A 12992-nucleotide genomic window follows, 5' to 3' on the forward strand; every position below is an offset into this window, starting at 1 on the left:
TAACTTACATCATTTTATTTAACGTATTTCTTAGTTTGAACAAAGCTTTTGAGTGTATTTGTGAAATACGTGATGTGGATAAACCTAAAACGTGTCCAATTTCAGTAAACGTCAATTCTTCTTTATAAAATAATGAAATGACAAGCTGCTCTTTCTCATTAAGCTTTTCAATTACCCGAACCAGTTCCGCAAAGTATTCTTCTTTTAAAAGATGGTCTTCAGGAGTAATCATTCTCTCGTCACGGATTGTATACGATTGGTGATCACCTTCATCATGCTCTTTTATTGGTTCTTCAATTGATAAAACATTAGCGAAAAAACCTTCATTCATCACATGAATGACTTCTTCTTCTGTCATCTTTACTTCACTAGCAATCTCTTGAACAGTAACATTTCGTAAATAATGTTGTTCAAGTTTTTCAATCGTATGCTCCACTCTTTTGGCTTTTTCACGTGCGCTTCTAGAGAGCCAATCTTCTTTTCTTAATCCGTCTAAAATAGCACCTCTGATACGGAACGATGCATACGTATCAAATTTCAAATCACGTTTATGGTCAAATTTTTCAAGTGCATCATACAACCCCATTAAGCCAAGGCTTTTTAACTCTTCTTTATGTACATTTCGAGGTAAACCCACTCCAATTCGTTGCACATGGTAATTGACAAGCGGCATATATTGCTTCACAAGCAAATTACCAGCCTCTTCATCTCGTTCTTTTGACCATTTTTCCCACCGTTTCTTTTCATCCATTACATTTACACTTGTCATGACGGCTTCTCCCCCTTCTTTCGTACAATAAATAGCTATCCTTTTAGCTTACTGGCTAGATTTCAACCACACCTTTGTTTACCGTTCGAACCATTAGTCGTGAAGTTGTGGGATCGAATTCAATTGTTCTGCCGTTTGTTCCTCCCACATCTTTTGATATTAACCTAATATGATGCTGTTTTAACTCCTGCTCCACAGCTATAATATTTCGAGCGCCAATTTTCATAAAATCATTATTTGAAGTAAATTGAAACATCTGCGCACCACCTGCTATTTTGGCACATAAGCGTCTTTTATTTACACCTAAATGTACGAGCATTTCAATCAAATCAATAATGGCTGTATCTGCATACTTAGCCCGGTTGAATGACTCTTTCACATGCCGAGAATCCGGCAGCATAATATGAGCTAGACCCGCTACCTTTAAGATGTCATCATATAATACAACTCCTACGCACGAGCCTAATCCTGCTGTGCGAATTAAATCAGGTCCTTGCACAACATTCATATCTGAAATACCAACTTTTACAATATGCTTATCCATGCAATGGTACTCCTAATGCTTGAAATAATGGTTGAATAGAATCGTTGTCTGGAACAAGGAGGAAATTCCCTTTCATAACGGAAGAGTGCGCTTGTTCTTGTAACATTGTTTCAATTATTAAAACCGATTCCATCTGATACCCTTCTTCCAGTAATCCACTCGTCATCGTAGCACCAAGCATATCTACACAAACAGCTGGTAATGAAGGGTAGATGTGAAGGTTTGTTAAATCTGCAAGAGCAGTTAAATAGGAGCCACATAAAATATTCCCTATTTCACATAGCGTAGACCGCATTAATTCTGATTCAAGGAAATTCAAACTTTCAATTTCTATTGAAGGTTCATCTAATAAATAGCCTAGTAATGTCTTCGTATCATCTACTGATAATAGAAAAAACAAGCTACCTTGAATATCTCCTTTAATCTGTAATAATAGCTGCACTACTACTCGCTCAGGACCTCCAATTTCTTCAACCGCTTCGTTTATATCAGTAACTTTTACGCTTGGAAGCTGCATCTCAATTCTTTTTTTTACCAAATGAGAAAGGGCCGTGGCTGAATTAGCAGCTCCAATATTTCCTATTTCTCTCAAAACATCTAAATGGATTGCGTCAAACTTCAAATTGTCTAAGTTGGTTTTATTCTTGGTCATCCAAACCTAAAACCTTTCCTAAATTCACTAGTACTATTAAACGCTCCTCTACTTTTACAACACCGCTTATATAATCAGCTTCAATACCTTCGATGACTTCAGGTGCTGGTTCAATATGGTCATCATAAATATCTAACACATCGTTTGCTGCGTCTACGATTAAGCCAACTTCAATATCGTTTATTATGACAATAATAATTCGTGTATGATCTGTATGAGTTTGCTCTTGCAAGCCAAACTGCTTTCTCAAATCTAGAATTGGAATTACTACTCCACGTAGGTTGATGACGCCGCGCACATATTTTTCTGTTCGAGGGACTCGCGTGATATGTTGCATTTTCTCAATTGATTTAACCTGCTCTACTGCAATTCCATACTCTTCGTTCCCCAGCTGAAATACAATGAATTTTGTCTCCATTTCGCTCTCCTCCACTACGGTTTAAAACGTTGTTTTCCCAAACATTATTATTTAATTAAAGCATTACAATCAATAATTAACGCTACTTGCCCATCACCTAAAATTGTTGCTCCTGAAATGGCAAACGGAGAAGTTAAGTAATTGCCTAATGATTTTAAAACGATTTCTTGCTGACCTATAAACGAGTCAACAATTAAACCGGCTGTCTTATCACTTTTTCGTACAATCACAACAGGATAAACATCTTTTTCCTCAGAAGTTTCCGGTACATCAAACAGCTTTTTTAGGTTTAATAGCGGTATGATTTTCCCTCGGAAATCAATAACTTCTTGCCCGTGAGCTTTCATAACGTCTTTTTTATTTACAAGTGCTGTTTCAATGATAGATGACAATGGAAGTGCATAGCGTTCATCTTGCATATTAACAAGCAACGCTGAAATGATTGATAATGTTAAGGGTAGTTGGATAGAAAAAGTAGATCCATAGCCTGGTATTGAATCAATTGTCACCGTTCCACCTAAGGACTCAATTGTATTTTTGACAACATCAAGCCCTACACCACGCCCTGAAACATCAGAAATTTGTTCGGCTGTGGAAAAACCAGATGCAAACATAAGATCATATACTTGTTGATCTGTTAAACCTTGAGCACCTGTTTCTGAAACAATTCCTTTTTTCAGGGCTTTTTCTAAAATTTTATCGCGGTCGATCCCTGCACCATCATCTTCAAGGTCGATGAACACATGATTACCACTATGATATGCTTTCAGTCGAACTGTACCTTCCCTCTTTTTCCCATTCTGTTCACGCACGTCCGGCATTTCAATCCCATGGTCTAGCGCATTGCGAAGCAAGTGGACCAGGGGATCACCAATCTCATCAATAACCGTACGATCAAGCTCTGTTTCAGCACCGATAATCTGCAAGTTGATTTCTTTCCCTAAATCTTTTGCTAGTTGACGAACCATACGTGGAAAACGATTAAAAACAGTCTCGACTGGAACCATACGCATGTTTAAAATAATAGACTGCAAATCTCCAGAGATACGTGACATCCGCTCAACAGTTTCCTCTAACTCTTGATTATTTAAGTCTTTTGAAATCTGCTCAAGGCGCCCTCTATCAATAACTAGCTCTTCAAATAAATTCATTAAGCTATCTAAGCGATCGATGTTCACTCGGATTGTTTTATTAATAGGTGCAGTTTTTGCTGGTGCAGTTTCTTTGACATTAAGGTCATCAGCACGCTTTGTATTAGACTGTTGAGGGCGTGACGTTTGTTTTTCACTATCGGTTGCTACATTTTCTTTTGGCTCCACAGTATTAATCTGAACATGCTCTACTTCAGAGATTTGCATCAGCTGCTCTTTTAACGAGCTTTCCTCTTCTTTTGATACCAATACAGCCGTAAATTGTTGATCAAACTGTTCTTGTTCTATATCTTGAACTGATGGGTTTGACTTAACCACTTCACCAGCTTGCTCAAACACGTCAAATACCATATATGCTCGCGCTGCCTTTAATAAGCAGCGCTCATCTAATGTAACGGTTACCTCATATACAAAGAATTCTTGTTGTAACGCTTGGTTTAGAAGGTCCGTTTCAAATTCATCATATACAATGCTAGGTGATACGACTTTACTTTCTGTAGCTGCTGCCACTTCTAATCCTCCGCTTTCTAAAGCCTGGAGTTTCGTTACAATCTCTTGTACATCATATCCTCCGTCACCACCTGTGGCGATTGACTCCACCATGACGTCTAAAGCATCCACTGATTCAAACACTAAGTCGACAACGCGTGTATTTACGCTTAATTGCTGGTTACGAATCGCATCTAGTACATTCTCCATTTTATGAGTAAGGTTCGCTAAATCTTCAAACCCCATCGTTGCTGACATTCCTTTTAACGTATGAGCTGAACGGAAAATTTCATTTACAAAACTAAGATTATTAACATCCTTTTCAAACTCTAACAACTGTTGATTAATATTCTGTAAGTGTTCCTTACTCTCTTCAATAAATACTTCTAAATACTGACTCATATCCATTGAGTGCTCCCCCTATTTCTGCACGTAATGTAAAATACGATTTGCTACATAATGTAATGGCTGTATTTCATCTACTAACCTTGTGGCGATTATAGACTTTGGCATTCCATAAATAATAGCCGTTTCTTCCGACTCGGCAATCGCTATGGTTTGCCCTTTGCTTTTCATATGAATAACGCCTTCCGTTCCATCTGCTCCCATTCCAGTTAATACAACCGCAACTTTTTCATAGTTAGGACAATCTGCAAGCGACTGAAACAAAGTATCAACTGATGGTCGGTGCCCTTTTACCGGTAACGACTGATCCAAAACAGTTATTAATCCTTCTTTAGATTCTTTTACGGTTAGATGGTAGCCTCCGGGTGCAATATACGCACATCCTGGTTCTAACTTTTGATCATCTCTTGCTTCTTTTACCGAAATAGCAGCTAACCGATCTAATCTAGCTGCTAGTGAACTCGTAAAACCAGCTGGCATGTGTTGAACAATTAAAATAGGGACTGGAATCGTTGCAGGAAGCATTGTTAGAACTTCTTGTAATGCTCTTGGCCCTCCGGTTGATGTACCGATGCAAACCACTTTCTTTAACGGCTTTCGGTCTCCCCTTACCATTGATGATTTCACAGGCTTGTCTTTAATTGATTCTTTTGAATTGAAAGGAAGATTTGCTTTGCTCGCAATATAGAGTTTTGTTAATAGCTCATCTTTTACTTTGTCGATATCTAGTGAAATAGCACCTGAAGGTTTGGCAACAAAATCAACTGCTCCATACTCCATCGCTAAAAATGTATTATTTGCTCCTTCAAACGTTGTACTAGACAACATTACAACAGGAGTTGGCTTAATTTTCATTAATTCTTTTAACATCTCTAATCCGTTCATCACAGGCATCTCTACGTCAAGTGTCATAACATGTGGATTCAATAGCACAGCTTTCTTTAGTGCTTCCTCGCCGTTTCGAGCTGTCCCCACTACGTTAAACCTACCATCTTCCTCTAGTAAACTAGTAATAACCTTTCTCATAAACGCTGAATCATCAACGATTAATACTTTAATTTTATTCAACTAGCAAACCCTACCTTTCGAGAAATAACTTCTTCAGCTTGGCTACAAATCCAACGCTGTGATTTCTGGTACTAGACGATGTTGCATATTGATTTACAATATTCTTAATTCCTTGGCTTGCACTGCCTTTTGGATATTGTAAAATGAATGGAACCTGACTATTTACCGAATGAGAAACGCAGCGGTCTTCCGCTATTGTTCCTAACAATTCAATTGAGCACTTCAAAAACTGTTTAGCTGCTTGATTAAAGCGTTCATACGTGTTTACACCTTCTTTAATAGAAAGTGACTTATTTACTACCATCTTAAAAGAAGCATTCACACCATATAAATGTAAGAACTTTAATGCAGCGTAACAATCCGTAATTGATGTTGGTTCAGGCGTAGTAATGAGCACCATGTCATCCATTGCCTTTAAAAAAGCAATGACGCCCTCTGTCATTCCTGCTCCCATATCAAAAATTAAGTAGTCATAATCTTGAGAAACGGAGTTAAATTGATCAATTAGATAATGCAAATCATTTTGTTTCCACTCAAATAAAGAAGTAATTCCAGAGCCTCCTGCAATATATGAAAGACCCTTTGGTCCTTGTTTGATGACACGCTGAATGGGCCATTTATTCTCTAACATATCCACGATAGTGTAGGTCGAAGCAATTCCCATTAATACGTCAATATTGCCCATTCCAATATCCATATCAAAAAGCAGCACCCGATATCCTTTCTCTTGTAAAGACAATGAAAAGTTCAGCGAAAAATTAGACTTTCCAACTCCGCCTTTTCCACTAATGACTGCTAATGTCTTAGCCTCCGTCCGTTGATTAGAACCATGTTTGACCGCTGCTACCCTTTTTCTTAAAGCTGCTGCTTGATCATTCATGTTTCCAATCTCCAAACAGATAATCCACTATTTTTTCAGCAGTATATTTCTCTAGATCGTCAGGGACATCTTGTCCAATCGTCATAAAAGAAGCTGGCAGCTGACACTCCGTTAGCACATTAATAATTGGACCAAATGTTGTGGTCTCATCTAGCTTTGTCAAAATAATTGAATCAATTGGTATACTACTAAACTGTTGGTAAACTTTACGTAAATCAGCCATTTTTGCCGTCGCTGCTAACACTAAAAAGGTTTCCATGTGTTCATTAAACGACATCATATTGTGGAGGTCATGAATGTATTGGCTGTCTAAAAAGTTCCGCCCCGCTGTGTCTATGAACACAATATCGTATTCATTAAATATCTGAAGCGCTTGCTGAAAATCTTCATTGTTATAGCAAACTTCAATTGGAACATTCAGAATGGACGCATACGTTTTTAACTGATCGATAGCGGAAATACGATATGTATCAGTTGTAATGAACGCAACTCTTTTATTTTGTTCTAAAATACACGACGCAGCTAATTTTGCTAGCGTTGTTGTCTTACCAACGCCTGTAGGACCAACAACGTTAATATATTTCTTTTGAAATACTTTTGAACGTTCTGAATATGATAGGTAATCTTCAAACCAGCTTTTCAGCCATTCAACCACCTGCTTATCGCCTAGCGATGGTGTTGTATAATATAACTCCATGACTTTGTCTCTTACTTCTTTTAACAATCGTTCTTCGATCTCTTGATGTTGCAAATATGAAATAACTTTTTGAACAAGCAACGGATATTCAACAACAGTATTTCTTAATGGGTGCACCGTTGCAATAAGCTGTTTTAATTCATCAACCTGCTTCATAAGCTGTTCATCTGTACGGTTTTTAACGTATTTTTTAGTTTTTTTTACTTGGTCGTCTACCCCAGCAATTACTTCCAACTTCTTTTTAGTAAAGACGCCCATAAATCCACCAACTTTAACAGAACGCGACTTTAAGATCACCGCTTCTGGACCAAGCTCTGCTCGAATAACTTTCATTGCTTCCGGCATTGAAGATGCCACATATTTTTTTACCTTCATGATAAATCAACCACTCCAACGCTCTGAACTTCAATACTTGCTTCTAGTTCGTTATATGATAAAATCGCAACTTGAGGTATATATCTTTCTGTTAGCTGGCGGACATACATCCGTACAGCTGGTGAGCAAAGAACAATCGGTGTTTGATCTTGAAACCCTGCCCCATCAACTTGAGCTACAATATGTTCCACAATGTTTTGGGAAACGTATGGATCCAATGATAAATAGTTCCCATGTTCTGTTTGTTGAACTCCTTCAGCTAGTACTTTTTCAACCTTCCCCGATAGCGTAATGACGCGAAGCAGCTGTTCTCCAGCAGCATACTGGGTGGTAATTTGCCTAGATAATCCTTGACGAACATATTCTGTTAATAGATCCGTATCAGATGTCATCTTTCCATAGTCAGCTAGTACTTCAAAGATAACTGGCAAATTCCGAATCGATACCTGCTCTTTTAATAATTTAGCTAATACTCGCTGGATTTCTCCTACTGAGAGTGGAGATGGGGTAACCTCCTCAATTAAGATTGGATACGACTCTTTTACATGATCAATTAATTGTTTAGTTTCTTGGCGACCTATTAGCTCGTGAGCATATGCTTTAATTACTTCTGTAATATGTGTTGATACCACTGAAGGCGGATCTACTACGGTATACCCAAACATCTCTGCTTGCTCTTTAGTTGCTTCATTAATCCACTTGGCTGGCATTTGAAAGGCAGGCTCAATTGTATCAATGCCTTCTATCATATCGTCACCCATTCCAGGACTAATTGCTAAGTAATGATCGAGCAATAAATCACCTCTTGCCATTTCATTCCCTTTAATTTTTAGCCGATATTCGTTTGGCTGTAGTTGAATATTGTCGCGAATTCTTACAACAGGAATTACTAAACCAAGCTCTAAAGCAAGCTGACGGCGAATCATAACGATACGATCTAACAAGTCGCCTCCTTGATTTGTATCTGCTAAAGGAATAAGACCATAACCAAATTCAAACTCGATAGGATCTACGCTCAATAAATTCACAACGCTCTCAGGACTTTTCATATCATCAGCTGGCACTTCTTCTTCTGATGCGGCTTCTTCGTTTAAAAGAAGTTTTGCTTTTTTAGGAGATAAGTAATAACCTCCTGCTGCTAGTAAAAGTGCTAATGGAAGTGTTAATAAATCATTGATTGGCGTAATGAGGCCAAGAACAGCAATAGTCGCTCCAGTAACATATAGCATTGTAGGAAACGCAAATAGCTGTCCCGTAATATCTTGACTTAAATTCCCTGTAGAAGCTGCTCTTGTTACAATAATACCTGTAGCAGTGGAAATCATTAATGCTGGAATCTGACTGACCAACCCATCACCAACTGTTAATAAAGTAAACGTTTGGGATGCTTCTCCAATGCTCATACCCATTTGCATCATTCCAATAATGATGCCAAATAAAATATTAATTAGTGTAATAACAATACCAGCAATTGCATCTCCCTTTACAAACTTGCTGGCTCCGTCCATTGATCCGTAAAAATCCGCTTCACGCTGAATTTTCTCACGCCTTTGAATGGCTTCTTTTTCGGAAATCATTCCTGCATTTAAATCAGCGTCAATGCTCATTTGTTTTCCTGGCATTGCATCAAGAGTAAAGCGTGCAGCTACCTCTGAAACGCGCTCAGCTCCTTTTGTAATAACTAAAAACTGAATGATAATTAAAATAACAAAAACAACAAATCCTACAAGTGGATTCCCACTGATAACAAAGTTACCGAATGTCTCTACCACACCGCCGGCATTACCTTCACCTAAGATAGCTCTTGTGGTGGATACATTTAACCCCAAGCGAAAAAGTGTCAGCACAAGCAATAACGATGGAAAAACAGATAGCTCAAGCGGCTCTTTCATGTTCATTGATACAAGCAAAACAAGCAGTGCAAGAGATATATTTACCATAATTAACACGCTCAACAACCAAGACGGGAGCGGAATAACAAGCATAACAATAATGAGTACAACACCTATAACAACTGGTAACTCTCTTGCAGACATGAATCATTTCTCTCCTTATTTCTTATAATCTTCAATACTTATACCTTTTTTTGAATGCGATACACATACGCTAAAATCTCAGCTACCGCTTTAAAAAACTCTTCGGGCACCACATCGCCAACTTTCGTTTGTTCATATAAGCCTCTTGCTAAAGGTCGGTTTTCTACCATAATGATTTCATGGCTTTTTGCAACGGCTTTTATCTTTTGAGCTACAAAATCTACTCCGCTTGCCACCACGTATGGAGCATCCATTTTATCTTCATCATATTTTAAAGCAATTGCATAATGAGTTGGATTCGTAATGACAACATCCGCTTTCGGCACTTCTTGCATCATTCTAGACATCGCCATCTCACGTTGTTTCTGCTTAATTTTAGATTTGATGAGTGGATCTCCTTCAACATTTTTATTTTCTTCTTTAATATCTTGCTTTGACATCCGAATGTTTTTTTCAAAATCAAACTTTTGGTACATGTAGTCAAGAACAGATAATAAAAGTAGAACACAAGAGGCTGCAAGGCCCATTTGCAACACTAGTTTTGCTAGCGATACCAGACTGTCTCCGATGCTCCGATGAGATAAAATGAGAACCTCATCAATGTTAATCCATAATACAGCAAACGTAACGGCACCAATTAAGACAATCTTTAACGTTGATTTCAATAGTTCTACAATGGCTCTCATTGAAAAAATTCTTTTAGCCCCTTTAATTGGATCAACCTTCTCCAATTTTGGCTGAAGGGGTTCAGCTGAAAAGAGGACACCCACCTGCATATAATTAGCTGCAAGCGCACCTACCAAGGCAACGAGCATAATAGGTCCGAGTGCATATGCAATTTCAGGAAGAAGGTCTCGTAACAAAATAAACACACTTTCTTCCGTAACTTCCGTTAGCATATATGTCTGAAAAGATTCCTTTATAATGAGCATCATCTTTTCAAGCGTATGCCGAGCTCCGAATATAAAATAGAGAAAAACAAGAAGTAGCATAATGGCTGTCGTGACGTCTTGACTTTTTGCTACTTGTCCTTTTTTTCTAGAGTCTTGCCTCTTTTTAGGCGTTGCCTTTTCCGTTTTTTCTCCCGCAAAAAACTGCAAATCTAACCGAACGAGAAACATTTTTATACTCCTCCTAGTAAATGAACCATCGTTCGCATCGCCTCTAGCATGTATTCAAAGATTAGCTGCATCATATAAAACATACTTCCCATAACCACGATTAGAAAAATAAACGCCACGATGATTTTGAGCGGAAATCCTACTACAAAAATATTAAGCTGAGGTACCGTTCTTGCGACGATTCCTAGTGCTATATCAACAAGAAATAACGCGCCAACAACCGGGAGCGACATTTGAACCGCTAATAGGAACATCATGCTAAATGTTTTAATAATTGTCGTCACAAACAGTTCGGTTCCAACTGAAAATGAAAGCTCGTTAATCTTTAATACTTCATAACTATGATAAACTCCATCTATTAACAAATGATGACCATTGGTCGATAATAAAAAGAGCAGGGCAAAAATATAAAGGTACTGACCGGTAATTGGACTTTGAGCACCCGTTTGCGGATCCATCACGTTAGCGATAGCAAAACCCATTTGAAAATCAATTAACCCACCAGCAATTTGAATTGCCATGATTACGATATATGCAATTAACCCCATCGAAATTCCAACGAGACACTCCTTAATGACAAGAAGCAAAAAGCGATCATCAAGTGGAATAATTGGAAAATCTAGTGTTGTGACTACAACAAGTGATAAAGCTGCCGCTAGCCCTACTTTGTGAAAAGTTGGAACTGTACGATATGAAAAAAGCGGTACCGTAATAAAGAAAGCGGACAATCGTACTAAAATTAAGAGAAATGCCGGATAAACACTGATTAGCTCCACCATCTTTATCCGATATACCTATGTAGGTTTGAAAAGATATTATACGTAAATGACACCATCTTAGATAACATCCATGGCCCAAAAAATACAATTCCTACAAGTACCGCTACAATTTTTGGCACAAAGGCCAAGGTTTGTTCTTGAATCTGAGTTGTCGCTTGAAAAATACTGACAAGCAAACCGACAACGAGTGCTAATAGCAAAAGTGGACCACACACAATTAAGATTGTATATACGCCTTTTTCTGCTAACGAAATGACAAATTCTCCATTCATGTTTTTCACCTATTGAAAACTTATTAATAATGATTTAACGACTAAATTCCAACCGTCTACTAAGACAAAAAGCAAAATTTTAAACGGCAGAGAAATCATCACTGGCGGCAACATCATCATCCCCATCGACATTAATACGCTGGAAATAATCATATCAATGACAAGAAACGGAACAAAGATCATAAAGCCGATTTGAAAGGCTGTTTTTAATTCGCTAATTGCAAATGCAGGAACCAATGCCGTTAATGGAATTTCTTCTACTGAACTTGGTTTATCCATCTCTGCATATTCTAAAAATAACGCTAAGTCTTTCTGCCTTGTATGAGCACTCATAAACTCTTTCATAGGAAGAGATGCTCGATCGTACGCTTCTGTTAAATTAATTTCTTCATTAAATAAAGGCTGCAAAGCTTCTTTATTCACCTGTGAAAACGTCGGTGCCATAACAAAGAATGTTATGAATAAAGCGAGTCCTAACAGTACTTGATTGGGAGGCATTTGCTGAGTGCCTAATGACGTTCGAACAAACGAAAGAACAATAACAATTCGAGTAAAGCATGTCATTAAAATTAAAATACCTGGAGCAATTGATAGAACCGTTAAAAGCAGCAATAATTGGATTGAGGTTGATACATTTTCAGCATCACTAGCATTAAAAATCTCCATCACTTCATTCATGTTGCTTACGGTTCCTTTCTAATTCTTCCAACTTGGTTTTCCGCTTTTTCATCATCTGATTTAACGATTGTGTAAAAGATTTCATACTTTCAACTGAAATAGCTTCCTTTTCTTTTCGTTCAAATAGTGATGGAAGAACCACTTTATATTCACCATCACTGCGTTGATCTTCGTACTTCTTTAACAGCTGCTCCTTGTCTTCTCCAACTACTTCTGAAAGCAGCTCAATATTTTCTCCTACACCTACAACGAACAGCTGCTCACCGACCTTAACAACTTGAACCGATTTACTATTCCCAAGGTTAGTTCCACCTAAATTTTCCACCAGTTGATTTTGCTTTAATACATTTCCTTTTGACTTCACAAATTTTAAGACAACTAGCAATAAGCCAATAACAAATGCAAAAGCAACTAACATTTTCACCACTTCACCAGCGGAAATAGTCGCACCTTGATTGGTATCACTATCACCAACTGCGTTAGGGTCCAACTCTTTTTCACAAGCGCTTGGATTTTCTATACATTCTTTCACTGAATCCGATGTTTCTGCCGCTTGCACGCTTATACTATTTTGAAACAACAGACTTCCAGCGATAGCTAAAATAAATACGATATATCGCAGCAACATTTGCCACCTCTTACCTTTTCATAATACAAA

Annotated in this window: 14 protein-coding genes; all 14 read right to left on the reverse strand. The window is 37.9% G+C overall.

Going from position 1 to position 12992, the window contains the following annotated elements:
• Positions 1–4 precede the first annotated feature (4 nt).
• The 14 genes from BFL01S_RS00170 to BFL01S_RS00235 are packed head-to-tail and all read right to left on the reverse strand — an operon-like array spanning position 5 to position 12962.
• Positions 5–769 carry a FliA/WhiG family RNA polymerase sigma factor gene (locus tag BFL01S_RS00170; protein ID WP_025908962.1) on the reverse strand — a complete coding sequence of 255 codons (765 nt, stop codon included), beginning with the start codon at positions 767–769 and terminating at the stop codon, positions 5–7.
• A 55-nt stretch (positions 770–824) separates the two neighbouring features.
• A complete protein-coding gene (locus tag BFL01S_RS00175) occupies positions 825–1313 on the reverse strand; it encodes a chemotaxis protein CheD (protein WP_061784570.1) in 489 nt (162 codons plus the stop codon).
• Complete coding sequence (locus BFL01S_RS00180) at positions 1306–1965, reverse strand: chemotaxis protein CheC (RefSeq protein WP_061784571.1); 660 nt, start codon at positions 1963–1965, stop codon at positions 1306–1308. Before BFL01S_RS00180 ends, BFL01S_RS00175 begins: the two co-directional genes overlap by 8 nt.
• Positions 1952–2383 carry a chemotaxis protein CheW gene (locus tag BFL01S_RS00185; protein ID WP_025908965.1) on the reverse strand — a complete coding sequence of 144 codons (432 nt, stop codon included), beginning with the start codon at positions 2381–2383 and terminating at the stop codon, positions 1952–1954. The genes BFL01S_RS00180 and BFL01S_RS00185 overlap by 14 nt, the downstream gene beginning before the upstream one ends.
• Positions 2384–2430: 47 nt before the next feature.
• Positions 2431–4431 (reverse strand): chemotaxis protein CheA, encoded by a 2001-nt coding sequence (locus BFL01S_RS00190; protein WP_061784572.1) that lies wholly within the window; start codon positions 4429–4431, stop codon positions 2431–2433.
• 12 nt (positions 4432–4443) lie between these two features.
• Positions 4444–5496 (reverse strand): protein-glutamate methylesterase/protein-glutamine glutaminase, encoded by a 1053-nt coding sequence (locus BFL01S_RS00195; protein ID WP_061784573.1) that lies wholly within the window; start codon positions 5494–5496, stop codon positions 4444–4446.
• 10 nt (positions 5497–5506) lie between these two features.
• Entirely contained in the window at positions 5507–6376 is an 870-nt protein-coding gene (locus BFL01S_RS00200; RefSeq protein ID WP_061784574.1) for a MinD/ParA family protein, read from the reverse strand.
• Positions 6369–7448 (reverse strand): flagellar biosynthesis protein FlhF, encoded by a 1080-nt coding sequence (locus tag BFL01S_RS00205; RefSeq protein ID WP_061784575.1) that lies wholly within the window; start codon positions 7446–7448, stop codon positions 6369–6371. Before BFL01S_RS00205 ends, BFL01S_RS00200 begins: the two co-directional genes overlap by 8 nt.
• Positions 7445–9484 carry a flagellar biosynthesis protein FlhA gene (gene flhA, locus BFL01S_RS00210; protein WP_025908970.1) on the reverse strand — a complete coding sequence of 680 codons (2040 nt, stop codon included), beginning with the start codon at positions 9482–9484 and terminating at the stop codon, positions 7445–7447. The genes BFL01S_RS00205 and flhA overlap by 4 nt, the downstream gene beginning before the upstream one ends.
• Positions 9485–9522: 38 nt before the next feature.
• Positions 9523–10605: a flagellar biosynthesis protein FlhB gene (flhB, locus tag BFL01S_RS00215; RefSeq protein ID WP_025908971.1), complete on the reverse strand. Its 1083-nt coding sequence runs from the start codon at positions 10603–10605 to the stop codon at positions 9523–9525.
• 2 nt (positions 10606–10607) lie between these two features.
• Positions 10608–11384, reverse strand: coding sequence for a flagellar biosynthetic protein FliR (gene fliR / locus BFL01S_RS00220; protein WP_061784576.1), 777 nt, complete (start codon positions 11382–11384; stop codon positions 10608–10610).
• 2 nt (positions 11385–11386) lie between these two features.
• Complete coding sequence (gene fliQ / locus BFL01S_RS00225; RefSeq protein WP_025908973.1) at positions 11387–11656, reverse strand: flagellar biosynthesis protein FliQ; 270 nt, start codon at positions 11654–11656, stop codon at positions 11387–11389.
• Positions 11657–11665: 9 nt separating this feature from the next.
• Positions 11666–12334, reverse strand: coding sequence for a flagellar type III secretion system pore protein FliP (gene fliP, locus BFL01S_RS00230; protein ID WP_025908974.1), 669 nt, complete (start codon positions 12332–12334; stop codon positions 11666–11668).
• On the reverse strand, positions 12327–12962 hold the full coding sequence (locus BFL01S_RS00235) for a flagellar biosynthetic protein FliO (RefSeq protein WP_061784577.1): 636 nt from the start codon (positions 12960–12962) through the stop codon (positions 12327–12329). The genes fliP and BFL01S_RS00235 overlap by 8 nt, the downstream gene beginning before the upstream one ends.
• Positions 12963–12992 lie beyond the last annotated feature (30 nt).

Origin of the sequence: Priestia flexa NBRC 15715 (assembly GCF_001591565.1) — a bacterium.
GTDB classification, from domain to species: Bacteria; Bacillota; Bacilli; order Bacillales; family Bacillaceae_H; genus Priestia; species Priestia flexa.

What these genes read in the sequence shown, in the direction of transcription:
- BFL01S_RS00170 (WP_025908962.1), bottom strand. Translation starts at nt 769, where the DNA reads ATGACAAGTGTAAATGTAATGGATGAAAAGAAACGGTGGGAAAAATGG.
- BFL01S_RS00175 (WP_061784570.1), bottom strand. Translation starts at nt 1,313, where the DNA reads ATGGATAAGCATATTGTAAAAGTTGGTATTTCAGATATGAATGTTGTG.
- BFL01S_RS00180 (WP_061784571.1), bottom strand. Translation starts at nt 1,965, where the DNA reads ATGACCAAGAATAAAACCAACTTAGACAATTTGAAGTTTGACGCAATC.
- BFL01S_RS00185 (WP_025908965.1), bottom strand. Translation starts at nt 2,383, where the DNA reads ATGGAGACAAAATTCATTGTATTTCAGCTGGGGAACGAAGAGTATGGA.
- BFL01S_RS00190 (WP_061784572.1), bottom strand. Translation starts at nt 4,431, where the DNA reads ATGGATATGAGTCAGTATTTAGAAGTATTTATTGAAGAGAGTAAGGAA.
- BFL01S_RS00200 (WP_061784574.1), bottom strand. Translation starts at nt 6,376, where the DNA reads ATGAATGATCAAGCAGCAGCTTTAAGAAAAAGGGTAGCAGCGGTCAAA.
- BFL01S_RS00205 (WP_061784575.1), bottom strand. Translation starts at nt 7,448, where the DNA reads ATGAAGGTAAAAAAATATGTGGCATCTTCAATGCCGGAAGCAATGAAA.
- flhA (WP_025908970.1), bottom strand. Translation starts at nt 9,484, where the DNA reads ATGTCTGCAAGAGAGTTACCAGTTGTTATAGGTGTTGTACTCATTATT.
- flhB (WP_025908971.1), bottom strand. Translation starts at nt 10,605, where the DNA reads ATGTTTCTCGTTCGGTTAGATTTGCAGTTTTTTGCGGGAGAAAAAACG.
- fliR (WP_061784576.1), bottom strand. Translation starts at nt 11,384, where the DNA reads ATGGTGGAGCTAATCAGTGTTTATCCGGCATTTCTCTTAATTTTAGTA.
- fliQ (WP_025908973.1), bottom strand. Translation starts at nt 11,656, where the DNA reads ATGAATGGAGAATTTGTCATTTCGTTAGCAGAAAAAGGCGTATATACA.
- fliP (WP_025908974.1), bottom strand. Translation starts at nt 12,334, where the DNA reads ATGAATGAAGTGATGGAGATTTTTAATGCTAGTGATGCTGAAAATGTA.
- BFL01S_RS00235 (WP_061784577.1), bottom strand. Translation starts at nt 12,962, where the DNA reads ATGTTGCTGCGATATATCGTATTTATTTTAGCTATCGCTGGAAGTCTG.